At 72.7% G+C, this 23,011-nt stretch carries 27 protein-coding genes; 9 read left to right on the forward strand and 18 right to left on the reverse strand.

The features are described 5' to 3' along the window. Nucleotides 1-1,051: LD-carboxypeptidase (locus AB0A74_RS15105; protein ID WP_358249673.1), on the forward strand; the 1,051-nt coding region annotated here is incomplete at its 5' end. On the opposite strand, the gene AB0A74_RS15110 is transcribed toward AB0A74_RS15105, so the two are convergent. Continuing rightward, on the reverse strand, nt 1,048-1,407 hold the full coding sequence (locus AB0A74_RS15110; protein ID WP_358249675.1) for a hypothetical protein: 360 nt from the start codon (nt 1,405-1,407) through the stop codon (nt 1,048-1,050). The genes AB0A74_RS15105 and AB0A74_RS15110 overlap by 4 nt on opposite strands. A 69-nt stretch (nt 1,408-1,476) precedes the next feature. Here AB0A74_RS15110 and AB0A74_RS15115 point away from each other — a divergent pair, with 69 nt between their 5' ends. Beyond that, entirely contained in the window at nt 1,477-2,253 is a 777-nt protein-coding gene (locus AB0A74_RS15115; protein ID WP_358249676.1) for a glycerophosphodiester phosphodiesterase, read from the forward strand. A gap of 64 nt (nt 2,254-2,317) precedes the next feature. After that, nucleotides 2,318-3,715, forward strand: coding sequence for an MFS transporter (locus tag AB0A74_RS15120; protein ID WP_358249678.1), 1,398 nt, complete (start codon nt 2,318-2,320; stop codon nt 3,713-3,715). Here the strand turns inward: AB0A74_RS15120 and AB0A74_RS15125 are convergent. The 3 genes from AB0A74_RS15125 to AB0A74_RS15135 all read right to left on the reverse strand — a co-directional run bounded on the left by AB0A74_RS15125 (nt 3,678) and on the right by AB0A74_RS15135 (nt 5,380). After that, complete coding sequence (locus AB0A74_RS15125; RefSeq protein ID WP_358249680.1) at nt 3,678-4,391, reverse strand: hypothetical protein; 714 nt, start codon at nt 4,389-4,391, stop codon at nt 3,678-3,680. The two genes, AB0A74_RS15120 and AB0A74_RS15125, sit on opposite strands and share 38 nt — an antisense overlap. Then, complete coding sequence (locus AB0A74_RS15130) at nt 4,388-4,702, reverse strand: PadR family transcriptional regulator (protein WP_358249836.1); 315 nt, start codon at nt 4,700-4,702, stop codon at nt 4,388-4,390. The genes AB0A74_RS15125 and AB0A74_RS15130 overlap by 4 nt, the downstream gene beginning before the upstream one ends. A gap of 162 nt (nt 4,703-4,864) precedes the next feature. Then, entirely contained in the window at nt 4,865-5,380 is a 516-nt protein-coding gene (locus AB0A74_RS15135; protein ID WP_358249682.1) for a hypothetical protein, read from the reverse strand. Nucleotides 5,381-5,456: 76 nt separating this feature from the next. Between AB0A74_RS15135 and AB0A74_RS15140 the strand changes: the two genes are divergently transcribed. The 4 genes from AB0A74_RS15140 (at nt 5,457) to AB0A74_RS15155 (ending at nt 8,493) form a co-directional block, all read left to right on the forward strand. Beyond that, nucleotides 5,457-6,173, forward strand: coding sequence for a thymidine kinase (locus AB0A74_RS15140; protein ID WP_358249684.1), 717 nt, complete (start codon nt 5,457-5,459; stop codon nt 6,171-6,173). A gap of 48 nt (nt 6,174-6,221) precedes the next feature. Continuing rightward, entirely contained in the window at nt 6,222-7,166 is a 945-nt protein-coding gene (locus tag AB0A74_RS15145; RefSeq protein WP_358249685.1) for a pentapeptide repeat-containing protein, read from the forward strand. A gap of 40 nt (nt 7,167-7,206) precedes the next feature. Beyond that, the gene (locus tag AB0A74_RS15150) at nt 7,207-7,671 is read left to right on the forward strand and encodes an NUDIX domain-containing protein (protein WP_358249687.1); all 465 of its coding nucleotides are present in this window, start codon (nt 7,207-7,209) and stop codon (nt 7,669-7,671) included. A gap of 477 nt (nt 7,672-8,148) precedes the next feature. Further along, nucleotides 8,149-8,493: an RNA polymerase-binding protein RbpA gene (locus tag AB0A74_RS15155; protein WP_343933523.1), complete on the forward strand. Its 345-nt coding sequence runs from the start codon at nt 8,149-8,151 to the stop codon at nt 8,491-8,493. Between the two features lie 64 nt (nt 8,494-8,557). On the opposite strand, the gene AB0A74_RS15160 is transcribed toward AB0A74_RS15155, so the two are convergent. Then, the gene (locus AB0A74_RS15160; protein ID WP_358249689.1) at nt 8,558-9,349 is read right to left on the reverse strand and encodes a polyprenol monophosphomannose synthase; all 792 of its coding nucleotides are present in this window, start codon (nt 9,347-9,349) and stop codon (nt 8,558-8,560) included. After that, nucleotides 9,324-10,931, reverse strand: a complete 1,608-nt coding sequence (gene lnt, locus AB0A74_RS15165) for an apolipoprotein N-acyltransferase (protein WP_358249691.1) — start codon at nt 10,929-10,931, stop codon at nt 9,324-9,326. Before lnt ends, AB0A74_RS15160 begins: the two co-directional genes overlap by 26 nt. Before the next feature lie 195 nt (nt 10,932-11,126). Between lnt and AB0A74_RS15170 the strand changes: the two genes are divergently transcribed. Continuing rightward, nucleotides 11,127-11,312 (forward strand): PspC domain-containing protein, encoded by a 186-nt coding sequence (locus tag AB0A74_RS15170; RefSeq protein ID WP_343933526.1) that lies wholly within the window; start codon nt 11,127-11,129, stop codon nt 11,310-11,312. Here the strand turns inward: AB0A74_RS15170 and AB0A74_RS15175 are convergent. Genes AB0A74_RS15175 through AB0A74_RS15185 form a run of 3 tightly spaced genes read right to left on the reverse strand, consistent with a single transcriptional unit; the run spans nt 11,306 to nt 12,760 of the window. Beyond that, nucleotides 11,306-12,046, reverse strand: coding sequence for a TetR/AcrR family transcriptional regulator (locus AB0A74_RS15175; RefSeq protein ID WP_358249692.1), 741 nt, complete (start codon nt 12,044-12,046; stop codon nt 11,306-11,308). The two genes, AB0A74_RS15170 and AB0A74_RS15175, sit on opposite strands and share 7 nt — an antisense overlap. Before the next feature lie 26 nt (nt 12,047-12,072). Beyond that, nucleotides 12,073-12,426, reverse strand: coding sequence for a GntR family transcriptional regulator (locus AB0A74_RS15180; protein WP_358249694.1), 354 nt, complete (start codon nt 12,424-12,426; stop codon nt 12,073-12,075). 49 nt (nt 12,427-12,475) lie between these two features. Next, nucleotides 12,476-12,760, reverse strand: a complete 285-nt coding sequence (locus AB0A74_RS15185) for a winged helix-turn-helix transcriptional regulator (RefSeq protein ID WP_358249838.1) — start codon at nt 12,758-12,760, stop codon at nt 12,476-12,478. Nucleotides 12,761-12,917: 157 nt separating this feature from the next. Here AB0A74_RS15185 and AB0A74_RS15190 point away from each other — a divergent pair, with 157 nt between their 5' ends. Then, nucleotides 12,918-13,775 (forward strand): NAD(P)-binding domain-containing protein, encoded by an 858-nt coding sequence (locus AB0A74_RS15190; protein WP_358249696.1) that lies wholly within the window; start codon nt 12,918-12,920, stop codon nt 13,773-13,775. A gap of 2 nt (nt 13,776-13,777) precedes the next feature. On the opposite strand, the gene AB0A74_RS15195 is transcribed toward AB0A74_RS15190, so the two are convergent. The 9 genes from AB0A74_RS15195 to AB0A74_RS15235 all read right to left on the reverse strand — a co-directional run bounded on the left by AB0A74_RS15195 (nt 13,778) and on the right by AB0A74_RS15235 (nt 23,009). After that, nucleotides 13,778-14,167: a hotdog fold domain-containing protein gene (locus AB0A74_RS15195; RefSeq protein ID WP_358249697.1), complete on the reverse strand. Its 390-nt coding sequence runs from the start codon at nt 14,165-14,167 to the stop codon at nt 13,778-13,780. Further along, nucleotides 14,164-14,907, reverse strand: coding sequence for an OAM dimerization domain-containing protein (locus AB0A74_RS15200; protein ID WP_358249699.1), 744 nt, complete (start codon nt 14,905-14,907; stop codon nt 14,164-14,166). Before AB0A74_RS15200 ends, AB0A74_RS15195 begins: the two co-directional genes overlap by 4 nt. Next, nucleotides 14,904-16,487 (reverse strand): lysine 5,6-aminomutase subunit alpha, encoded by a 1,584-nt coding sequence (locus tag AB0A74_RS15205; protein WP_358249701.1) that lies wholly within the window; start codon nt 16,485-16,487, stop codon nt 14,904-14,906. Before AB0A74_RS15205 ends, AB0A74_RS15200 begins: the two co-directional genes overlap by 4 nt. Before the next feature lie 2 nt (nt 16,488-16,489). After that, nucleotides 16,490-18,043, reverse strand: a complete 1,554-nt coding sequence (locus AB0A74_RS15210) for an amidohydrolase (RefSeq protein ID WP_358249703.1) — start codon at nt 18,041-18,043, stop codon at nt 16,490-16,492. Between the two features lie 5 nt (nt 18,044-18,048). Further along, the gene (locus AB0A74_RS15215; RefSeq protein ID WP_358249705.1) at nt 18,049-19,062 is read right to left on the reverse strand and encodes an L-erythro-3,5-diaminohexanoate dehydrogenase; all 1,014 of its coding nucleotides are present in this window, start codon (nt 19,060-19,062) and stop codon (nt 18,049-18,051) included. 201 nt (nt 19,063-19,263) lie between these two features. Then, on the reverse strand, nt 19,264-19,812 hold the full coding sequence (locus AB0A74_RS15220; RefSeq protein ID WP_358249707.1) for an EF-hand domain-containing protein: 549 nt from the start codon (nt 19,810-19,812) through the stop codon (nt 19,264-19,266). A 218-nt stretch (nt 19,813-20,030) separates the two neighbouring features. Then, complete coding sequence (locus tag AB0A74_RS15225; protein ID WP_358249709.1) at nt 20,031-21,530, reverse strand: tripartite tricarboxylate transporter permease; 1,500 nt, start codon at nt 21,528-21,530, stop codon at nt 20,031-20,033. Further along, a complete protein-coding gene (locus tag AB0A74_RS15230) occupies nt 21,523-22,035 on the reverse strand; it encodes a tripartite tricarboxylate transporter TctB family protein (RefSeq protein ID WP_358249711.1) in 513 nt (170 codons plus the stop codon). Before AB0A74_RS15230 ends, AB0A74_RS15225 begins: the two co-directional genes overlap by 8 nt. Next, complete coding sequence (locus AB0A74_RS15235) at nt 22,032-23,009, reverse strand: tripartite tricarboxylate transporter substrate binding protein (protein ID WP_358249713.1); 978 nt, start codon at nt 23,007-23,009, stop codon at nt 22,032-22,034. Before AB0A74_RS15235 ends, AB0A74_RS15230 begins: the two co-directional genes overlap by 4 nt. Between the last annotated feature and the right edge of the window lie 2 nt (nt 23,010-23,011).

Below are 23,011 nucleotides of genomic sequence, written 5' to 3' on the forward strand. Positions count from 1 at the left end.
CGTGACCAGCGTGCTCGGCACGGCCGGCGCGGTCGTCGGCGCGACCTTCACGGCCCGCACGATCGGCGGCATCATCACGGCCAGCCCGATGACGGCCGCCGAACCCCCGGGCCCCCGCGCCCTGCGACTGGTCCACTCCGCACCCGCCGCTCGCACCGAGCCCACCGGCCGACCCGGCCGACCCGGCGACGGGCTGCTGCGCGCCGGCGACCGCGTCGCCCTCGTCGCCCCCGCCGGACCCGCCGCCCCCGGCATGCTCCGCGCCGGCACCGCCTGGCTGGAGGCCTGGGGCCTGGAAGTCGTGCCCGGCAAGCACCTCACCGACACCCACCCCACCCTGCCGCACCTGGCCGGCACCGACGCCGACCGCGCCGCCGACCTCACCGAAGCCCTCACCGACCCCGCCACCACCGCCGTGTTCTGCGCCCGCGGCGGCTACGGCTGCCAACGCGTGCTGGACCTGGTCGACTGGACCGCCGTCGAGAACGCCCCGCCCAAGGTCTTCGTCGGCTCCAGCGACACCACCGTCCTGCACGACCGGCTCACCCGCCTGGGCCGCCGCACCTGGTTCGGCCCCATGCCCGCCACCCCCGCGTTCGTCCACGACGGACCCGCCCGCGACCACCTGCGCCGCGCCCTGTTCACCGGCGACCCCGGCCCCTACCGCGGCACCGTCCTGGTCCCCGGCACCGCCACCGGACCCGCCACCGGCGGCACCCTCACCCTCCTGGACACCCCACCACCACCCGGCGCCATCGTGTGGCTCGAAGACGTCGACGAACCGCCCTACCGCCTCGACCGCATGCTCACCGCACTGCTGCGCCGAGGCTGGTTCCACGACGTCGCCGGCATCGCCCTGGGCTCCTTCACCGGCTGCGGCGACCTCACCGACGTCCACGCCGTCCTGCACGACCGCCTCGCCGGCCTCGGCGTCCCGGTCGTCGCCGACATCCCCTTCGGCCACTGCGCCGCCCAACGCACCATCCCGCTGGGCGTCACCGTCCACCTCGACCACAACACCGTCACCACCGGCGACCGGCCGAGCGACTAGCGGATGCGCTCCAGGCTGCGCGCCGCCGCCACCAACTCCTCCGCCAACCGCCGCAACTCCGCCCGCCCCGCACCGTCCGACGCCGCCGTCACCACGTCCTCCGCCGCGCACCGCACCTGGAACAACCGGTCCTGCAGATCCGCCAACTCACCCGAGGACAACACCACCGCGTCCTCGGGCAACCCACCCCGCTGCACCGCCGCCCGCCGCTCGTACGCCCGCTGCCGGCACGGCTGCGCGCAATACCGCCGCGGCCGGCCGATCCGACCGCTGTCGGGCAGACGACGACCACACCAGGCGCAATGCCTGGCCTCCTCCCGGCGCGGCACCACAGCCTCCCCGGTCACCAGCTCCATGACGCGCGACCGTATCCGGCTACCCACCGGTCACCCCCACGCCACGCCGCCAAGGCAGACTCTCCCGCTGTGACCACGAACCACCCCTACCTCTCCGGACCCCACCCCCGCGCCTTCGCCCACCGCGGCTGGCACCTGGACGACCTCACGGGCATGGAGAACTCCCTGGCCGCCTTCCGCCGCGCCGCCGCCGAAGGCTTCCGGTACCTCGAAACCGACGTGCACGCCACCTCCGACGGGGTGGTCGTGGTCCACCACGACGACGTCCTCGACCGCACCACCGACGCCACCGGCCCCGTCGCCACCCAACCCTGGTCGGCCGTCAAGAACGCCAACGTCGGCGGACGCGAACCCATCACCCGCCTGCAAGACCTCCTCGAAGAACTCCCCGACGCCCGCCTCAACATCGACGTCAAATCCGACCGGGCCGTCGAACCCGTCGTCACCCTCCTGCGCCGCACCAACGCCCTGCACCGCGTCTGCCTCGCCTCCTTCAGCGAAAAACGCCTCGCCCGCCTGCGCCGCCTCGCCGGACCCGACCTCATGACCAGCATGGGACCCCGCTCCGCCGGCGCGCTGTGGGCCGCCGGCCGCGTCCCCCTGCTCGGCCTGCCCGTCGCCGGCCTCATCGCCCAGGTCCCCGCCACCCAGGGCCGCCTCACCGTCGTGGACCCCCGCTTCGTCCGCGCCGCCCACCGCCGCGGCCTCGAAGTCCACGTCTGGACCATCGACGACGACACCGACATGACCCGCCTGCTCGACATGGGCGTCGACGGCCTGGTCACCGACCGCCCCGACCGGCTGCGCGAGGTCCTGCGCGCCCGCGACCAGTGGCCCGCCCACTGAAGTTCACAACAGGTTGGGACATGATCACCACAACCGGCCGACCGGGGAAGTACGCTCCGCCCCCATGAGCGTGGCCGACACCCCAGCACCCGCACTCGACCGCAAGCGCGAACAACGCGGATGGGTCTGGTACGACTGGGCCAACCAGGTGTTCACGACCTCCGTCACCACGGTGTTCCTCTCCGGCTACCTCACGGCCGTGGCCAAGCAGGCCGCCCGCGAGGACACCGCCCACAACGGACCCGACGCCTGCGCCACCAGCTCGCTCACCAACTGCGACATCAGCGCCTTCGGCGCCCACTTCCCCGCCGGCTCCCTGTGGGGCTTCCTGCTCTCCATCGCCACCGTCGTCCAGGTCGTCGTCCTGCCGATCATGGGCGCCATCGCCGACCGCACCCAGAACAAACGCGCCATGCTCGGCGGCCTCGCCTTCACCGGCGCCACCGCCACCGCCGCCCTCGCCTTCGTCGCCGGCAGCAACTGGCAACTCGGCGTCGTCCTGTTCATCCTCGCCAACATCTGCTACGGCGCCTCGATCGTCGTCTACTACGCCTTCCTGCCCGAGATCGCCACCCCCGACGAACGCGACGCCGTCTCCAGCCGCGGCTGGGCCTTCGGCTACCTCGGCGGCGGCCTCGCCCTCGCCGTCCACCTCGGACTCTTCCTCGGCCACGACGCCCTCGGCCTGTCCGAATCCGCCGCCGTCCGCGTCGCCTTCGTCCTCTCCGGCATCTGGTGGGCCGCCTTCACCTTCATCCCGCTGGGCCGCCTCAAGCGCCACCAACAACCCCACGGCGGCGAATCCGGCGCCTCGGTCATCACCGCCGGGTTCAAGGAACTCCGCACGACCATGCGCCTGGCCCTGGGCTTCCCGCTCACCCTCGCGTTCCTGGGCACCTACCTCATCTACACCGACGGCATCGCCACCGTCGCCAACGTCTCCGCCCAGTACGGCCGCGAAGAACTCAAACTCGACGAGACCGTCCTGATCGCCACCATCCTCATCGTCCAGTTCGTCGCTTTCGGCGGCGCGATGCTGCACGGCTGGATGGCCAAGCGCTGGGGCGCCAAGCGCACCATCATGATCAGCCTGGTGGTGTGGATCGCCGTCCTGGCCGCCGCCTACTTCGTCCAACAGGGCCAGCAGTTCCAGTTCTACGCCCTCGCCGTCGGCATCGGCATCGTCCTCGGCGGCACCAACGCCCTGTCCCGCTCCCTGTTCTCCCAGATGATCCCGCCCGGCCGCGAAGCCCAGTACTTCTCCCTCTACGAGGTCGGCGAGCGGTCCACCTCCTGGCTGGGCCCGCTGGTGTTCGCCGGCGTCGGCCAGGCCACCGGCTCCTTCCGGCTCGCCATCATCAGCCTGGTGATCTTCTTCGTCATCGGCTTCGTCCTGATGATCCTCGTCCCGGTCCGCAAGGCCATCACCGCGTCGGGGAACCCGCTGCCCGCCAAGGTCTGACCACGACCACCACACCCGTGGTGACCACCGCCGCCACCCCCAACGCCACCGGCGACAACGGCACCACCAACCCCCACACCGCACCCGGGACCAACCCCGCCACCACCGCCGCGCACCACCGCGCCCGCGGTACCGGCGGGGCCTCCCGGTGCCACCCCGCCACCAACGCCACCAGCGTCACCCACGACAACACCACCGGCGCCAACGCCCACGGCTCCTGCGCCACCAGCGACCCGTGCACGGCCAACACACCGATCGCCGCCTTCACCGCCGCCCACTGCCGCCAGAACACCCCCGCCACCGCCACGGCGACCAGCGCGTCGAACACCCACACCCAGTCCCCGCCGAACCGCACCACCGACCCGAGCCCCTGCCCGGCCGCCACCACGTGCCCGAGCACCCCCGCCAACGCCACCACCCGCGCGAGGACCCCGGCCCGCCGCGCCGCCCCGAACCGCACCCGCACGGCCAACTCCGCCGTCGCCCACGCCTCACCCCACCCCGGCCACCCGTGCTCCAGGTCCAGGTCGGCATCCGGACCCTCGGCGCGCTCGGCCAGGAAGATCCCGACCATCTCCTCCTCGCGCTCGGCCCGGTACCAGGCCGGCAACACCCGCAACAGCCGCCGGTAACGCCCCTCCAGCACCGACACCCCGCCCGCCTCGTCCCGGCTCACCGCGCCTCCCTCGCCCGCAACACCGCCGACGCCGCCCGCACGTTCGCCGCCATCCGCGCCACCTCCGCGCTCAACGCCCGCACCCCGGCGTCGGTCAACCGGTAGTAGCGCCGCAACCGGCCCTGGTGCACCTCCTCGCGGTCCCGCTCCGCCAACCCCTCGGCGACCAGCCGGTCCAACACCCCGTACAGCGTCCCGACCCGCAACCGCATCCGGCCCTCCGACAGCGTCTCCACCGCCTGCACGATCGCGTACCCGTGCAACGGCTCCTCCGCCAACGCGGTCAGCACCAGGAACGCCTGCTCCGACATACCTCTCACACCGCAGGTTATATCGCAAAGCGGTATATGCTGGCCAGAGGACCATTCAGTCCTCGCGGTTGGCCCGGTCCCGGAGGACGACGCCGGGACCGGACCGAGGGGAAATCACACTTTCGGGTTACACTGAAGCTATTGACAGTGCTGAGCCTGCTCTTAGGCGCAACGAGCCGCCGTGACACCCCAGTACGTCAACATCGGCGACGTCGTCTTCGTCGACCAGTACCGCCACGTCGTCGACAGGAACGACCGCGACCCCACCAGTTGGTACGACGTGTTACCGCTCGTGAACGACGCCGTCCCACACCGCAGGTCGAACTCCGACAACGTCTCCCCCGGCGACCGCGTCAGGTCCACCTCCCCCATCCCGCCATCCTCCGCGTCACACCGCACCGCGTACGCGTGGGAGTAGGTGGCGATCGAGTCCCCGTTCCCCTTGTAGGTCACGTGCCACGTCCGGTACGACGTCGTCAACGTCGCCGCGGACGACCCCACGAAGCTGTGGAAGTACGTCCCCACCGTCGTGTAGTACTCCCCGTTCCACGCCCACTGGTAAGTCTTGAACGGCTCCGTCTGGAAACACGCCGGCACCGGCGCCGCCGACGCGGGCACCACCACCGACAACGACGTGATCAGGCACAACACCAGCAACGACACCAACCTGCGCACCACCGGGACCTCCTCGCGCGACAACCGACGACAGGAGGAGCGATCACGCGCCGCGGTGATACCACTAAGGTGGCCCGCCGTGGAGCCGACGAACCCCAGCACAGACCCCACCGACGCCCTGTCCTCGGTGCCCGCCGCCGGCGCGCGCCGCGGCGTCACCCCCACCGGCAGGCTCCGGTTCTTCTTCGGCCCCATGGACTGCGGCAAGTCCACCCTGGCCCTCCAGATCGACCACAACCAGGCCCGCCAGGGCCGCAGCGGCCTCCTGCTGGTCCGCCACGACCGCTCCGGCACCCCCAGCATCACCAGCCGCATGGGCCTGGCCCGCCACGCCATCGAGGTCCACGAGGACATGGACCTGTGCGACCTCGTGCGCACCCACTGGTCCCAGGGCACCCGCGTGGACTACCTCATCGTCGACGAGGCCCAGTTCCTCCACCCCACCCAGGTCGACCAGCTCGCCGAACTCGCCGACGACGCCCAACTCGACGTCTACTGCTTCGGCCTGGCCACCGACTTCCGCAGCACCCTGTTCCCCGGCTCCGCCCGGCTGTTCGAACTGGCCGACGAGCTCAACGCCATCCAGGTCGAGGTCCTGTGCTGGTGCGGCCACCCCGGCCGGTTCAACGCCCGCGTCCACGACGGCGACGTCGTCCGCGCCGGCGACACCGTCCTGGTCGCCGACACGGCGGCCACCACCGAGGAAGTCCGCTACCAGGTCCTGTGCCGCCGCCACTACCGCACCGGCGACCTCGGCCCCACCGCCGTCGACAGCCGCCAACTCAGCCTCACCTGACACGGACGGCGGATGGCGGCACCCGCCACTGCCCTGTTCGCTGAGCGCATGGCGTCACAGGCGTGGGGTCGCCGTCCCCCGGTCCCCCGACCGGACCGGGACGAACTGGCGCAACTGTCCGCCAAGGACCGCTACGACCTGTGGGACGCCCACCGCCACCGCCCCCTGCACGTCGCCACGTCCCTGATCACCTCCCTCGGCGTGCTCCTGGGCGTGGCGTTCACCGCGTTCGGCCTGGTCTACACCGCCCGCACCCTCGAATCCGCCCGCGAAGGCCAGCTCACCGACCGCTACAGCAAAGCCGTCGAACAACTCGCCTCCCCCGCCGTCGAGGTCCGCCTCGGCGGCATCTACGCCCTGGAACGCCTGGCCTCCGACTCCCCGCGCGACCGCCCCACCGTCCGCGACGTCCTCGCCGCCTACCTGCGCAACCGCGACTTCTGCGCCCCACCGCCCAACCCGACCTGCACCGCCTCCATCCGCGACATGTACGTCTCCTCCACGACCACCCCGCTGGCCACCGACCTCACCGCCGCCCTGACCACCGCGCTGGCCCTCACCGCCGACGGCGACGACCCGCTCGACCTCACCGGCGCCCGCTTCCCCCGCGCCCAGTTCCCCGAAACCGCCCGACTGCGCCGCGTGGACCTGTCCTCGGCCGACCTGGCGTTCGCCGCGTTCGGCGGCGACCTGTCCTCCTCCACCTTCCGCAACGCCTGCCTGACCTACGGCCGCCTGCACGACGTGGACCTGCGCGGCGCGGACCTGACCGGCGCCGACCTCTACCACGCCGACCTGGCCGGCGCGCGGCTCGACGGAGCCGACCTGCGCGGCGCGGACCTGCGCAAGGTGTTCGGCAAGACGCCCGCCGAGGTCCGGGCCGTCGCCAAGACCGACGAGAACACCCGGTTCGGCGACGACACCCGCCCCGACCCGTCCCACTGCGGCCCCCGCCGCCCGCCCGAGGTCGAACTGCACGCCTGGCCGCGCTGACCCGCCGCGCGCGGGGCCGGCACCCGGCACACTGATCACCGTGACCGGGAAGATCAGCGCGGGCATCCTGCTGTACCGCGCCACCGCGGACGGCCTCGAAGTGCTCATCGGACACATGGGCGGCCCGTTCTGGGCGCGCAGGGACGACGGCGCCTGGTCGATCCCCAAGGGCGAGCCCGACGGCGACGAGCCCCTGGAGGACACCGCCCGCCGCGAGTTCACCGAGGAACTCGGCCTGCCCGTCCCCGACGGCGAGCTGCGCCCCCTGGGCCACGTCCGCCAGTCCGGCGGCAAGACCGTCCACGTCTGGGCCCTGGAAGGCGACCTCGACCCCGACCGGGTCGTCCCCGGCACCTTCACCCTCGAACACCCCAAGGGCACCTTCCGCGAGTACCCCGAGGTCGATCGCGTCGCCTGGTTCCCGCTCGCCGACGCCCGCCCCAAGCTCGTCTCGGCCCAACGCGAGTTCCTCGACCGGCTGGCCCACCCGGACACCGATCTTTAAGTCCGCACTGAAATCATCAACTGGAATAAATTCCGTGCCCAACGTTTGGGTGCGGGCCGACCGGGTGACCCTTGTTCGGCAGCCGCCACGGAGCACACCTACAACGACACGCAGCGTCGCCGACTCCACGAAATCCGCCGAAATGACACTCCGTAACCGGGCGGGAGCCTTCCCGTCACCACGAGCGAGTTAAGCCCGAGTTAACATCGCCCTGCGTGGTCGGTCTAAGCTGTCGCAGCCGCACACTTTCTGCCGGAACTACTCCATCAGTGTGATGAAGTAGCCCGACAGCTTGATAACGCGTCACGATCTCGCCGCGATTGCATCCCTTAGGAGGAAGCCTTCGTTGACGAGTGAAAGACGTCACTGTGGGCGACCATGACCGTGACGCCGGGAACGAACGGAGCAGTCCGATCGTTGCACTCGGTGAGCAACACCGCCTGGGCCCCGGCCCTGAGCCGAGCGAAAGGAACCGCCATGGCCGACCGCGTTCTACGGGGTAGCCGGCTCGGAGCAGTCAGCTACGAGACCGACCGCAATCACGACCTCGCCCCGCGCCGGTCGGTGCGGTACGCCTGCCCCAAGGGCCACGACTTCGAGGTGCCCTTCTCCGACGACGCCGAGATCCCGCACACCTGGGAGTGCCGCCTGCACGGCCAGGAGTCCAAGATCATCGACGGGGTCGAGCCGGAGGCCAAGAAGGTCAAGCCGCCGCGCACGCACTGGGACATGCTCCTGGAGCGTCGCTCCATCCCCGAGCTGGAGGAGCTGCTGGACGAGCGGCTGGAGGAGCTGAGGGGTCGGCGCACCCGCACCGCCTGACACCCCCACACACGACGAGGGGCCCGCCGGAGAACTCCGGCGGGCCCCCTTTCGCGCGGCGCGGCTACCGGCGCGCGCCGGCCTTCGTCTTCGGCGCGAAGAAGTCGCGCAGCTGGGTGTAGCGGCGGCGCAGCCCCCACTTGGTCACCCGCAGCAACGCCTCGCGCACGATGTTGCCGCTCATCTTCGACTCGCCCAGCTCGCGCTCGGTGAACGTGATCGGCACCTCCACCACCCGGTGGCCCAGCTCGATCGTCCGCCACGCCAGGTCGATCTGGAAGCAGTAGCCCTGCGAGGCGACCGTGTCCAGCTTGAGCCGGCGCAGCACCTCCGCCCGGAACGCCCGGAAGCCGCCGGTGATGTCCCGGACCGACGTCCCCAGCGCGACCTGCGAGAACACGTTCCCGCCGCGCGAGATCAGCTGCCGGTGCCACGGCCAGTTCACCGTCGAGCCGCCCGGCACGTACCGGGAGCCCAGCACCAGGTCCGCGTCGCGCAGCGCGTCCAGCAGCCGCGGCAGGTCCTCCGGCGCGTGCGAGCCGTCGGCGTCCATCTCCACCACGACCTCGTAGCCGTGCTCCAGCGCCCAGCGGAAGCCCGCCACGTAGGCGGCGCCCAGACCGGCCTTCTGCGTGCGGTGCAGCACGTGCACCCGGTCGTCCGCGGCGGCCATCTCGTCGGCCAGCTGCCCCGTGCCGTCCGGGCTGCCGTCGTCGACCACGAGCGTGTGCACCTTCGGCAGCGCCGCGTGCAACCGCTTCACGATCTTCCCGATGTTGTCCCGCTCGTTGTAGGTCGGGATCACCACCAGCACCGGCCCGAGCTCGCGGTCAGGCTGCGCCTGCTGGTCCGCCATCCGTTTCCTCCTCGCCGACACCCGCACCAGGGGTCGGACGCGATCCTCGTCGTTGCACTGTCAAGCCGAACGCCACGGCCAGAAGGCCCAGCGCGGTCATCACCCACTCGGGCCACGCGCCGAGCCGGGTGGCAAGCGTAGCCTCCCCGCGCAGCGGCAGTTCCGCCACCAGTGCGTCGGGGGTGAACAAACCAGTCCGCTGGGTGACCGAGCCGTCCGGGGCCACGATCGCGCTCACGCCGCTGGTGGCCGCCACGACCACCGCTTTGCCGTGCTCGACGGCCCGCACCCGCGACATCGCCAGCTGCTGGTAGGTCATCTCGGTGAAGCCGAACGTGGCGTTGTTGGTCGGGATCGCGATCAGGTTCGCGCCCGCCGTGATCGAGTCGCGCACCACGCCGTCGAACGCGACCTCGTAGCAGGTGTCGATCGCCACCTTCGCCGGTCCCATCGCGAAACCCTCCGGGTCCGAGCCCGGCTGGAACACCCCGGCCCGGTCCACGGTCTTGGTGAAGATCCGGAAGAAGCTCCGGAACGGCATGGTCTCGCCGAACGGCTGCAACTGCCGCTTGGTGTAGGTGTCGATCGGGCCGCGCTCGGGGTCCCAGAGCACGACGGTGTTGCGCGGCAGGTTGTCCGAGCGGTCGATGACCACCGCGCCCACGGCGATGGGGGCCTTGATGGCCTTGGCGGCGCGGTCGATCTGGGCGGCGGCGTCGACGTTGCGGAACGGGTCGATGTCGGAGGAGTTCTCCGGCCAGATCACCAGGTCCGGCTGCTTGGCCCGGCCCTCGCGCACCGCCTCGGCCAGCTCGACCGTGCGCTTGACGTGGTTGTCCAGCACGGCGCGGCGCTGGGAGTTGAAGTCCAGGCCCGCGCGCGGCACGTTGCCCTGGATCGCGGCGACCACGGCCGTGCCCTGGTCGGGCGCGGTACCCACCAGAGGGATCGCGGCCAGGCCCGCCACCAGCGGCAGCACCACCAGCGGCGCGCCGAGCTTCCAGCCGCGGCCCAGGTGGGCCAGGCCGAACCCGGTCAGCGCGACGGCGAACCCGACCAGCGGCGCGCCACCGAGCGCGGCCAGCGGCAGGTACCAGCCCTCGGGCTGGCCGAACGCGATCTTGCCCCACGGGAACCCGCCGAACGGGAACACGCCGCGCCACAGCTCACCGGCCACCCACAGCAGCGCCATCCACACCGGCCCGCCGGGCAGCGTCGAGACCCGCGCCATCAGGGCCGTGCCCACGCCGATCAGCGCCGCGCACACCAGCGCCAGCGGCAGCCACGCGATCAGGCCGACGAACTCGCCGGTCCAGCGCAGCAGCGGCACCGTGAAGCCCAGCCCCCACACCACGCCCAGCCCGAAGCCCGCGCGCATCCGGCGGCCGTGCAGCAGCACGCCCAGCACCGCGAACCCCAGCGGCGCGAGCCACCACAGGGTGCGCGGCGGGAAGCTGAGGAACACCAGTCCGCCGCCCGCGGCCGCGAACGCGAGCCGCAGCAGCGTGCCCTTCACGTCCCGACGGCGGGCAGGGGGTGTGACGGCGTCCGGCTGTCCCGGCGCCACGGGGGTCGCGACCACACCGACCAGCCTACGAGGCCGCCGGCCTGCGCCGACACCCGCCACCGAGATCACCTCCGCCGGACGCGCGGGCGTGGCCCGGGTTGCCCGCGGGTGAGCGGGACCACCGGTCCCGGACCCGGTCGCACGCGTCCCGGGGTGTGGTTCAGGGTTCCCACCGATGCGGGAACGCGCCGGCGGGCGGATGGTGGAGGCATGACCACGTTGACCAGGCCCCAGAACCAGCGCGTGATCGCCGGCGTGTGCGCGGGACTGGCCGCCCGGTTCGGTTGGAAGCCGAACACGGTGCGGCTGTTGTTCCTGCTCTCCTGCCTGCTGCCCGGACCGCAGTTCGTCATCTACATCGTGCTGTGGGTGATGATGCCCAAGCGCCCCTACTGACGGCCGCGCACCAGCGCCTCGACGCCGTCGAGCACGCGTTCCAGGCCGAACTCGAACGCGTGCTCCCCCGAGTACGCCGCGCCGTGCGCCGCCCCCGCCGCCGCGCCCACCCGGGCCGCGACGGGGAACCGCGCCGGGTCGAACACGCTCGCCAGCACCGGCGCGGCGGCGGCCCACCACTGCTCGTCGCTCAACCCGGTGCGCTGTTCCAGGCGCGCGGACTCGACGGCGAGCCGCGCCGCGGCGTGGACGTGCCCGAGCACGAGGGTGAGCACGGCGTCCATCTCCACGTCGGTCAGCCCGATCCCGTCGACCGCGCGCAGCTCGTGGTCGTACTTGGCGGCGACGTTCGGGCCGAGCACCGCCCGGTTGCCGGCGACGTCGAGCAGCCACGGGTGGCGCAGGCACAGCGCCCAGTTCTCCCGGGCCACGCGCGCGAGCCGGGCCCGCCAGCCGCCGGGCACGTCGTCGCGGGCGGTCTCGCCGCTGACCGAGTCCACCATGACGTCCACCAGCTCGGCCTTGCCGGGCACGTAGGTGTAGAGCGACATCGCGCCCACGCCGAGCTTGTCCGCGACCCGCCGCATCGACAGCGCCGCCAGCCCCTCGGCGTCGGCCAGCTCGACCGCGGCGGTGACGATCCGGTCCAGGCCGAGGCCCTTGCGCGGCGCGGGCGTGGAGGTGCGCCACAGCACCGCGAGGGTGCGGGCCGGGTCACTGCGTTCGCTCGCCACCCGGCCACCCTACTGATCGACGTCGGTCAGTCGGCGAGCGCGGCGCGCACGATCTCCAGCGCCTCCTGCGGCGTGAGCCCCTGCTCGCGCGCCGTGGCGGCGTACCCGCGGGCGGCCCGCAGCACCCGTTCCCGGCTGCGCTCCCCCGCCGCGCTGACCACCGTGCCCGCTCTGCCCCGGGTCTCGATGAGACCCGCCTCCTCCAGCTCCCGGTAGGCGCGGGCCACGGTGTTGACCGCGATGCCCAACTCGGCGGCGAGAGCCCGCACGGTGGGCAACCGGGTGCCCACGGCCAGCTCGCGCTCGGTGATCTTGCGGGCGAACTGGGACCGCACCTGCTCGAACGGGGGCAGCGAGGAGGCCGGGTCGAGGCTGATCACGCGTTGATGGTGGCAGACGCGGGAAGACCCGCGTACCCAGCCGGGCGCTTCAGCGCGGGATCGCCTCGATGCGCGACTTGTGCCGCTCGCCCCACTCCCCCAGCGGCAGCAGCGCGGCCATCAGGGACCGGCCGAAGTCGGTCAGCGAGTACTCGACCTTCGGCGGCACCTCGTGGTGCAGCTCGCGGTGCACCAGGCCGCTGGCCTCCAGCTCGCGCAACTGGTTGATCAGCACCCGTTCGCTGATCCCGGGCACCGCCCGGCGCAGCTCGCCGAAGCGCAGCGTCGCGCCGTGCAGCTCCCACAGCACCAGTGGCTTCCACTTGCCGCCCATCACGTCGATCGCCGCGTCCAACCCGCACGTGTACGTCCGGTGCTTCACGCCCGCCCCCCGACAAATTGGTCAGTACCCGACAAAAATGACGGTACTTGATCAACTGTGGGCGGCCTGGCGAGCATGGGGCGGCAACCGAGAAGCCCGAGGGGGAACCATGGATCGCACACCGGTCACGGTGATCGGACTCGGCGCGATGGGCCGGGCCCTGGCCGCGGCGTTCGTCGCCGCCGGCCACCCGACCACCGTGTGGAACCGCACGCCCGGCCGCGCCGTCGTGCCCGGCGCGGCGCACGCCGACACCGCCGCCCAGGCCGTCGCGGCGAGCCCGCTGGTCGTCGCCTGCCTGGCGCACTACGACGCCACCACCGACGCGCTGGCCCGCGCGGACCTGTCCGGCCGGTCGCTGGTCACGCTCAACAGCGGCACCCCGTCCGGGGCGCGCTCGACGGCGGCCTGGGCGACCGCGCGCGGCGCGCGGCACCTGGACGGGGCGATCAAGAACGTCCCGACCGCCGTCGGGGCCGCCGACACGCAGCTCTACTACAGCGGCGACGAGACCGTGTACGCCGAGCACGGGGCGACGCTGCGGGTCCTGGGCGGCGACACGTCGTGGCTCGGCGCGGAGGCGGACCTGGCCAAGCTCTACGAGTACGCGGTCGGCGGCACCCTGCTGCCCGCCCTGCTCGGCTTCTTCCAGGGCGCTGCCCTGGTCACCGCCCGGGGCCGCACGGCCGCGTCCCTGGTGCCGCACTCGGCGAAGTGGCTGGCCATGATCGCCTCGGTGCTGCCGACGCTGGCCGACGAGATCGACCGCGGCGAGTACACCGACCCGCAGTCCTCGATCGGGCTGTTCCACGACGCCGTCCCGTACGACCACGAGGTCACCGCCGAGGCCGGTCTGGACGTCGCGTGGCACGAGCCGATGCACGACCTGCTCCGCCGAGCCGTGGCCGAAGGCCGCCGCGACCACAGCGTCGCCGCGCTGGTCGAACTGCTGCGCGACCCCGCCTGAGCTCAGCCCTTCTTGGGCGCCACCACCGTGCCGCGGGCGCGGGTGACCACGATCGGCGGGTCCAGCACGTCCGCCGCCGACGGGCCGCGTTCCGGGGCCGACCGGCACACCACGCGGGCCTCGAACTCGATCTCGCGGGAGCGGGTGCCGACGCGGACCAGGGTCGCGGTCGCCTCGATGACGTCGCCGGCCTGGATCGGGGCCGCGAACTCCACGTTCGAGTAGCCCGCGAACAGGCCCTCGTCGGCGTCGGTGCGGATGAGCAGCTCGGTGGCCACGTCACCGAACATGCCCAGGCCGTACGCGCCGTCCACGAGGTTGCCCCCGTAGTGGGCGTGGGAGTGCGGCACGTACCGGCGGTGGGTGACGGAGAAACCCTCGGTCAGGCTCACGCTGCCCCTTTCCTCTCCTGCATCGCGTGCACCAGGTAGCTGGCGACCTCGCCGGGCGTGGTGCCCCGGCTGAACACCCGGTCCACGCCCAGCTCCCCCGCCATCAGCGGGTCGAAGCGGGGGCCGCCGGCGATCAGCAGCGGGCGGCGGTCGCCCATCGCCTCGCGGAACGCCGCGGACATCTCCTGGGTGTTGAGGATGTGCGCGTCCCGCTGGGTGACGACCTGCGACACCAGCACCGCGTCGGCCTTCTCCGCCCGCGCCCGCCGCACCAGCTCGGGCACCGACACCTGCGCGCCGAGGTTCACGACCTTCAGCTCGCGGTAGTACTCCAGGCCCTTCTCGCCGGCGAAGCCCTTGATGTTGAGGATGGCGTCGATGCCGACCGTGTGCGCGTCGGTGCCGATGCACCCACCGACCACGACCAGCTTGCGCCGCAACAACTTCTTCACCGTCGTGTTGACCTCGGCGGGCGAGAGCAGCGGGTACTCCCGCTCCACCACCCGCACCTCGTCCAGGTCCACGATGTGCTTGACCGACCCGTAGACGACGAAGAACGTGAAGTCCTCGCCGATGGGGTGCGAGTGCACGACCATCGCCGGGTCGATGCCCATCTTGTTCGCCAGCTGTTGCGCCGCCCCGTCGGCCTTGGGCCCGAACGGCACCGGCAGCGTGAACGACGTCTGCACCATCCCGTCGCCGGTGGTGTCGCCGTAAGGACGCACGTGCCGCTTGGTCACGCCCCCACCTCCAGCAGCCCGGCTTCCAACAGTTCCGAGGCCGGGTTGCAGTACCCGTCGGCCTTCTCCACCACGCCGTCCGCGCCCTTGCCGCCGTCCGCCGGCCGCTTCATCAGCCCGAACGTGCCGTCGGCGATGGCGTTGAGCAGCCCGTCGTCCACGATGCGCTCCAGCAGGTCCACGGCCTCGCCCAGCACCTGGTGGGCGCGCTTGACGATGAACCCGTCCGGCGCGGGGCGGAAGTCCTCCGCCAGCCCGCCCGCGGCGTTGAGGACGTACCGGACGTTGGCCAGCGCCAGGTCCCGGTCGGACAGGAACGGCGTCACCACGGCCTCGGTCATCATGCCGACCAGCAGGATCGACTGGCCGGTCAGGACGCCCGCGAGGTTGAAGAACCCGTCGAGCAGGTAGCCGTTGAACACGTCGCCGGTCATGTGCTTGGTCGGCGGCATCCACTTCAGCGGCGCGTCGGGGAACAGCTCCCGCGCCAGCAGGGCGTGCGCCAGCTCCAGCCGGAACGACTCGGGCACCTTCGGGTTGATCTCGAACGCGTGCCCGAGGCCCAGCAGGTGGTCGGGCAGGCCGGCCTCGTGCGCGAAGTGCTCGTTGAGCAGCTGCGACACCGTGACGGTGTGGGCGGCGTCCACGGCGTCGGCGGTGGTGAGGTAGTTGTCCTCGCCGGTGTTGATGATGATGCCGGCGCGGGCGTGGACCTGGCGGGAGAACCGCTGGTCCACGAACGTGCGGATGGGGTTGATGTCGCGGAACAGGATGCCGTACATGGAGTCGTTGAGCATCATGTCCAGCCGCTGCAACCCGGCCAGCACCGCGATCTCGGGCATGCACAGGCCCGAGGCGTAGTTGGTCAGCCGCACGTACCGGCCGACCTCCTTGGACACCTCGTCCAGCGCGGCCCGCATGATGCGGAAGTTCTCCTGGGTGGCGTAGGTGCCCGCGAACCCGTGGTGGGTCGCGCCTTCGGGCACGTAGTCCAGCAGCGACTGCCCGGTGGAGCGGATCACCGCGATGATGTCCGCGCCCGCGCGGGCGGCGTTCTGCGCCTGGACCACGTCCTCGTCGATGTCGCCGGTGGCGACGATGAGGTAGATCCACGGCCGCTGCGCCGGGTCGCCCCACTTCGCGACCAGTTTTTCGCGCTGCGCCTTGTTCTTGTCCACGGTCTTGACGCCCCGGGCGATCGCCGTGCGGGCGGCCTTCTCGGCACGGGTCCGGTCACGGCCGGTCGGCACGGTGAACCGGACCTGCCCGGCGGCGGTGGCCTCGGCCAGCTCGGTCAGCGTGCCCAGGTTGTGCTCCCTGAGGGCGTGGAAGGCCGGGAGGGCGACACCGTGTTCGAGGCCGCAGTGCTCGCGCACGGTGTCGATCACCCGGTTCACCCACGGCACGTCGCCGGCGCGGTGGGTGGAGTCGGCGCCGGTGATCCCGGCCAGCCGCAGCGTGGCGCGCTCGACCGCCACCGTGGTGTGGGCCTTGGCGATCGCCACCACGGGCTCGGCCGCCTTGGCGGCGAGCCCGCGCGCCGTGGCGACCACACCGGGGTCGAGGTCGAGCAACGCCATTGTCACTCCCTTTCGAAGATGGTCCTGCCGCGCGACACGGTCCGCAGGCAGGTCGGGGTGGAGTCCAGGGACGGCAGGCCGGGCACGCGCGAGCGCGGGTCGGTGGACCAGCGCTGCACGCGGGAGTCCGGGGTGGTGACCTCCAGCTCCCCCGCCTCCCACACCGCGTAGGTGGCGGGCGCGCCGGGCTGGAGGGTGCCGGTGATGCCGTCGTCCACGCCGGCCGCGCGCCAGCCGCCGCGGGTGTGGGCGTTGAACGCCGCCCGCGGGGAGATGCCGAACCCGTCGGTGCGGTGGTGCACCGCCGCGCGGACCGCCGCCCACGGGTCCACCGCGGTCACGGGGGCGTCCGAGCCGAGCGCCAGCACCAGCCCGGCGCTCGCGAGCTGCGCGAACGGGTTGAGCGCGGTGCCGCGTTCGACCCCGAGGCGCTGGGCGTACATGCCCTCGGGGCCGCCCCACTCGTGGTCGAACAACGGCTGCACCGACGCCACCACGCCCCACGAGCCGAGCTTCGCGGCCTGCTCGGCGGTGATCATCTCGACGTGTTCGAGGCGGTGCCGGCGCGCGGCCAGGGCGGGCGCGCCGACGGTCGCGGCGGCCTTCTCGAAGCCCTCGACCACGGCGGCCATCGCGGCGTCGCCGATGACGTGGAACCCGCCCTGCAGGCCGGTCTGCGTGCACACGACCAGGTGCGCGGCGATCTCGTCGGCGGACAGGTACAGCGCGCCGGAGGTGTCGGCGTCGGCGTAGCGGTCGCACAGCGCGGCCGTGCGGGAGCCCAGCGCGCCGTCCACGAACAGGTCGCCGGCCAGGCCGCGCACGGGCAGGTCGATCGGGTCGCGGGAACCCCAGTAGCCCACGACCTCGGGGCCGTCGGTGCGCGCGAGCAGGTCGGCCAGGTCGTCGCGGCTGGAGATGTCCGGGCCCGCGCACTCGTGCACCGAGGCGATGCCCATCGAGGCGGCGTGGTCCAGGAACGCCTTCTGGGCGGCGCGGCGCTGCTCGACCGGGATGGCGTCCTTGGCCGCGCCCCGCACGAGGTGGTGCGCGGCGCGCGACAGCGGGCCGTCCGGGGACCAGCCGTCGGCGGCGCGGGCGGTCGGGGCGAGGTCCACCAGGGCGGTGGACACCAGCGCCGAGTGCACGTCGATGCGCGAGAGGTACACGGTCTTGCCGCGGGCGGCGTCGTCCAGCTCCGCGCGCGTGGGCGGGCGGTGCTCCGGCCAGCGGGTCTCGTCCCAGCCGTGGCCCCAGACCAGGGGGCCCTCGGCGGCGCGCACGGCGTCGAGCAGCTCGGTCAGCGACCGGCAGCGGGTCAGGTCCAGGCCGGTGCGCAGCAGGCCCGCGGAGGTGGCGTGGACGTGGGCGTCCACGAACGCGGGCGCGACCCACGCGCCGCCCAGGTCGACGACCTCGGCGTCGGGGTGCAGGGCGCGGCCCACGGAGTCCTGGCCCAGCCACACCACGGTGCCGTCGGTGATCGCCATCGCGGTGGCGTCCGGCGAGGTCGGGGAGTGCACCCGGCCACCCACCAGCAGCTGGGTCCTGTTCACGGTAGTCACGCCTGTGCAGTCTGCCGGTGGTCGAACAGCGCCCGCACGGCAGGCTCGGCGCGCAGCAGGTCCAGGGCGAACTCGGCGTGACCGGGCACGTAGCCGTTGCCGACCAGCATCTCCACGTCCGCCGCGAGGCCCTCCGCGCCCAGGGCGGCGGCGGAGAAGGAGGTGGCCATGGAGAAGAACACGACCGTGCCGCCGTCGGCGGTGGCCAGGATCGCGCCGTGCTCGCAGCCCGGGACGTCCACGCACACCACGGTCACGTCGGCGGGCGTGCCCACCGCCTCCAGGACGGCGACCGGGTTGCGGGCGTCGGCGACCACCACCTCGTCGGCCAGCCCGGACTCCCGCACCCGCCGCGCTTCCGCCCCGGTCGGCACGAGCGCCACGAGCCGGGTCGCGCCGGCGCGGCGGGCGGCGGCCAGCGAGAGCGAGCCCGACTTGCCGCCACCGCCCAGCACCAGCACCGACTTCGCACCCTTGCGCCGCACCACCCGGTCGGTCAACGCGGGCGCGCCGCACACGTCCAGCACGGACAGCGCCAACTCGTCCGGCAGGTCGTCGGGCAGCACGGCCGCGATGGACCGGCCGAACAGCACGGCGGTGCCCGCGCACGGGACCTGTTCGGTGGTGCCGTCCCAGTCCGCCAGGCCGTCGGTGATGCGCAGCGGGGTCAGGGTGAGCGAGACCAGGGTGGCGATCCGGTCGCCGGGCTTGAGGTCCAGCGGCGAGTCGGGGCCGACCTCGCGGACGGTGCCCAGGAGCATGCCGCCCGAGCCGGTGACGGGGTTCTGCATCTTGCCGCGCTCGGCGACGATGTCCAGCACGGCGGCCTTGATCCCGTCGCCGTGCGCCTCGCGCAGCTGCCGGAAGGACGCGGCGTCCAGGTTGAGCCGCTCGACGTCCACGACGACCTCGTCCGCACCGCACTGCGGGGTGGGGTCCAACCGCCGGGCCTGCTGCGGCAGGACACCCGCCGGCTCGACGACACGGTGCAGACCGAACGGCGACGTCATGGAAATCCTTCGGCTGGGCGACGCTGGACGCGAATATCTTCACGTGGCGCGTCAAGATTGCGCAAGTATCAGTCGCTCAGGCCGCAGGACAGCGGAACGGGTCGCGGGCCGGCGGTCACGGCCGGGCGGCGCACCTCGGGGCAGCCGGTCACCCGAACCCCGCCTCGGCCGCGTCGAGCCACCACTACTTGCCGACCAGCGTCAGGCCGTGGGCAGGCGGCCGTAGAACCAGTTGCCCGGCACCGCCGGGTCGTCGCTGGTCCAGTACTCCACGATCGCCGTGGCCACCTCCGCCCGCGCCACCGACCCGTCGCCGTCCCGGTCCAGGTGGGCGAACGCCTCCGCCGCCTCCTCCTCCGACACGTCGGGCTGGTGGCCGCGCAGGAACGCCAGGTACTCGGCGAACCCGATCCGGCCGTCCCCGTCGGCGTCGGCCACCTCGAACACCGTCACCGCCAGGTCCGCGATCGCCCCGGCCCGCCCGGCCGCCCCGGCGACCGCCGCCGCGAACTCCTCGCGGGTGAGGCTGCCGTCGCCGTCCAGGTCGTGCGGCCGGTGCACCCGTTCCCAGATCCGGCAGTAGGCCTCGATGATCCGGTGCCCCACCGGCGACCCCGGCTCGTGCCCCAGCCCCGCCGCCGTCCGCTCCCCCATCACGACGTGGTCGTGCCAGGTGAGCCGGCCGTCCCGGTCGCCGTCGAAGCGGTCGAAGCCGTGGCGGATCTTGCGGTCGAGGAACGACGTGGACACGCGGGTCCTCCGGGGTGCTCGTGGTGCGGGAAGCCCCATCCTGGGAGCAACGCCGCCATGCGCGCACCGGCCGGCCCGGCAAACCAACCGATCGAGCGATCGACACCACGCCCCGCCGGCGGGCCCATACGCCGAACCCCGCGCTCCGCCGCCAGGCGCACACGCCGGACCCGTTCCGCCGCCGGGCGCACGCGCCTGCACGCCCGGCGGCGGAACGGTCAGCCCGTCGTCGCCGGCACGCGCGGCCGGCGTCGGCGCAGCACCGCCGCCACGGTGAGCGCCGCGGCGAGCAGCACGTAGGCCGCCGCCGCGAACGGGCTGGTCACCAGGGCGGTCGGGTCGCCTTCGCTGATCTGCAGCGTCCGGCGCACCTGCTCCTCCGCCATCGGCCCCAGGATCAGGCCCACGACCAGCGGCGCCACGGGGTAGCCGTGCCGGCGCATGAAGAACCCGACCACGCCGATGATCAGCAGCACCACCAGGTCGTCCACCACGAAGTTCACCGCGTAGGTGCCCAGCGCGGCGAACAGCAGGATCCCCGCGTACAGGTACGGGCGCGGGATCTGCAGGACCTTCACCCAGATCTTCACCAGCGGCAGGTTGAGCACCAGCAGCATCACGTTGCCGATGTAGAGCGACGCGATCAGCGCCCACACCATCGCCGAGTTGTTGGTGAACAGCAGCGGGCCGGGTTGGATGCCGTAGCTCTGGAACGCCGCCACGATCACCGCCGCCGTCGCCGTCGTCGGCAGCCCCAGCGTCAGCAGCGGCACCAGCACGCCCGCCGCCGCGGCGTTGTTCGCCGCCTCCGGGCCGGCCACGCCCTCGATCGCGCCCTTGCCGAACTCGTCGGACCGCTTGGACAGCTTCTTCTCCGCCGCGTAGGACAGGAACGTCGAGACGTCCGCGCCGCCCGCCGGCACCGTGCCGACCGGGAAGCCGATGAACGTGCCGCGCAGCCACGGCTTCCACGACCGCCGCCAGAACTCGCCGGTGTTCCACTTGCCGCCCACCGGCACCACCTCGACCGGGCCGTGCCGCAGTCGGGAGGCGACGTGGAGCGCCTCCCCGACCGCGAACACGCCGACCGCGACGACCACGACGTCGATCCCGTCGGCCAGCGTCGGCACCCCGAGGGTGAACCGCGACTGACCGGACAACGTGTCCGTCCCGACCAGGCCCAGGAACAGGCCGACGCCCAGCGACGCCAGACCACGCGCCGGCGAGGAGCCCAGCAGCGCCGCGACGGTCGCGAACGCCACCACCATCAGCGCCACGTAGTCCGCCGGCCCCAGCGTCACCGCCACGTCGGCGATGGTCGGCGCCAACGCCGTGAGCAGCACCGTCGCGATGGTGCCCGCCACGAACGACCCGATCGCCGCCGTCGCCAGCGCCGCCGCGCCCCGGCCGGCGCGGGCCATCCGGTTGCCCTCCAGCGCGGTGACGATGGAGGACGACTCGCCGGGCGTGTTGAGCAGGATCGAGGTCGTCGACCCGCCGTACATGCCGCCGTAGTAGATGCCCGCGAAGATGATCAACGCGGCGGTCGGCTCCAGCGAGTAGGTCAGCGGCAGCAGCAGCGCCACCGTCATCGCCGGGCCGATGCCCGGCAGCACGCCCACGGCGGTGCCGAGGGTGACGCCCAGCAGGGCGTAGAGCAGGTACTCGGGCCGCGCGGCGGTCGCGAAGCCCTCCAGCAGGGCGGTGAGGCTACCCATCGAGCAGCGGCACCCCCTCGAACACGCCCGCCGGCAGCGACAGGCCCAGCCCGGACGCGAACACCACCTGCACCACCAGCGCCAGCACCACGGCCACCGCCAGCGCCTTCCACCACACCGCGCCCAACGCCCACGCCGCCCCGGCGAACAGCACGGCCGCCGCGACCGGCCAGCCGACCACGTCGATCAGCACCAGGTGCGCCACCAGCAGGGCGACCAGCTTGGACACGGTCAGCCAGTCCGTGCGCACGCCGGTGTCCACGTCCTCGCCGTCCTCGACCTCGCCCAGCCGGCCCCGGGCCGTGGCGACGATCGCCGCCACGCCCGTGACCAGCAACAACACCCCCACCGCGTAGGGGAACGCGCGGGCGCCCACGGCGTCGCGGGTCGAGGCGATGGTGCCCGCGTCCACCACGGTGAACACGCCCAGCGCCGCGACCAGGCCGCCGAAGACGTACTCCTCGACCTTGGCCGAGGCCTCCCGCGGTGCGGTGCCGGTGGTCACTTGACCAGGCCGATGTCCTGGAGGACCGGCTTGATGCGGCCGATCTCCACGGTGAGGAACTTGGAGAACTCGTGGCCGGTCAGGAACGTGTCGGTCCAGCCCTTCTTCTTCAGCTCCTCCTGCCACTGCGGGCCGGCGTGCATGTCGGTGATCAGCTTGACCAGCCGTTCCTTGGCCGCCGGCGAGATCGAGCCGGGCGCCACCACGCCGCGCCAGTTGATCAGCTCCACGCCGGTGCCCAGGTTCTTGAACGTCGGCACGTTCAGGTCCGGGTGCGGGTTCGCGCCGGAGGTGCCCAGGGCGCGCAGCTTGCCCGCCTTGATCTGCTCCTTGTACTCGCCGACGCCGGAGATGCCCGCGTCCACCTTCTTGCCCAGCAGCGCCGCCAGCGACTCGCCGCCGCCGGAGTAGGGCACGTAGTTCAGCTTGGCCGGGTCGATGTTCTTGGCCTTGAGCAGCATCGCGGCGAGGATGTGGTCGGTGCCGCCGGCCGAGCCGCCGGTGATCGACACGCCCTGGCCCTTCTCCTCGACGGCCTTGAGCAGGTCCTCGATGGTCTGGTGCGGCGAGTCGGCCGGGACGACGACCACCTCCTCCTCGGCGGTCAGCCGCGCGATCGGGGTGGTGTCCTCCAGCCGCTTGTCCACGCCGTTGGTCTCCACCGCGCCGACCATGACCAGGCCGGTGACCATCAGGTAGGACTCGGACCGCTCGGTGGCCAGCTTCTGCAGACCGACCGTGCCGCCCGCCCCGCCGACGTTGCTGACCTGCGCCGACTTGACCAGGCCCGCGCCGGTGACCGCGGCCTGGATGGCGCGGGCGGTCTGGTCCCAGCCGCCGCCCGGGTCGGCCGGGGCCATGATCTCCAGCTTGGCGATCTCCCCGCTCGCCGACTTCGCGCCTCCCCCACACCCCGCGAGCACCAGGCCCGCGGCGACGACCGCCGCGACCAGTCGGGTGTGCTGTGCTGCCATCG

This window comes from Saccharothrix sp. NPDC042600 (assembly GCF_040647305.1).
In the GTDB taxonomy this organism is placed as follows: Bacteria; Actinomycetota; Actinomycetes; order Mycobacteriales; family Pseudonocardiaceae; genus Actinosynnema; species Actinosynnema mutabilis.

Bases quoted from the DNA above. Each gene is read 5' to 3' on its own strand.
- AB0A74_RS15110 (WP_358249675.1), bottom strand. From the start codon at position 1,407: ATGGAGCTGGTGACCGGGGAGGCTGTGGTGCCGCGCCGGGAGGAGGCC.
- AB0A74_RS15120 (WP_358249678.1), top strand. From the start codon at position 2,318: ATGAGCGTGGCCGACACCCCAGCACCCGCACTCGACCGCAAGCGCGAA.
- AB0A74_RS15130 (WP_358249836.1), bottom strand. From the start codon at position 4,702: ATGTCGGAGCAGGCGTTCCTGGTGCTGACCGCGTTGGCGGAGGAGCCG.
- AB0A74_RS15145 (WP_358249685.1), top strand. From the start codon at position 6,222: ATGGCGTCACAGGCGTGGGGTCGCCGTCCCCCGGTCCCCCGACCGGAC.
- AB0A74_RS15155 (WP_343933523.1), top strand. From the start codon at position 8,149: ATGGCCGACCGCGTTCTACGGGGTAGCCGGCTCGGAGCAGTCAGCTAC.
- AB0A74_RS15160 (WP_358249689.1), bottom strand. From the start codon at position 9,349: ATGGCGGACCAGCAGGCGCAGCCTGACCGCGAGCTCGGGCCGGTGCTG.
- AB0A74_RS15170 (WP_343933526.1), top strand. From the start codon at position 11,127: ATGACCACGTTGACCAGGCCCCAGAACCAGCGCGTGATCGCCGGCGTG.
- AB0A74_RS15185 (WP_358249838.1), bottom strand. From the start codon at position 12,760: ATGGGCGGCAAGTGGAAGCCACTGGTGCTGTGGGAGCTGCACGGCGCG.
- AB0A74_RS15190 (WP_358249696.1), top strand. From the start codon at position 12,918: ATGGATCGCACACCGGTCACGGTGATCGGACTCGGCGCGATGGGCCGG.
- AB0A74_RS15205 (WP_358249701.1), bottom strand. From the start codon at position 16,487: ATGGCGTTGCTCGACCTCGACCCCGGTGTGGTCGCCACGGCGCGCGGG.
- AB0A74_RS15215 (WP_358249705.1), bottom strand. From the start codon at position 19,062: ATGACGTCGCCGTTCGGTCTGCACCGTGTCGTCGAGCCGGCGGGTGTC.
- AB0A74_RS15225 (WP_358249709.1), bottom strand. From the start codon at position 21,530: ATGGGTAGCCTCACCGCCCTGCTGGAGGGCTTCGCGACCGCCGCGCGG.
- AB0A74_RS15235 (WP_358249713.1), bottom strand. From the start codon at position 23,009: ATGGCAGCACAGCACACCCGACTGGTCGCGGCGGTCGTCGCCGCGGGC.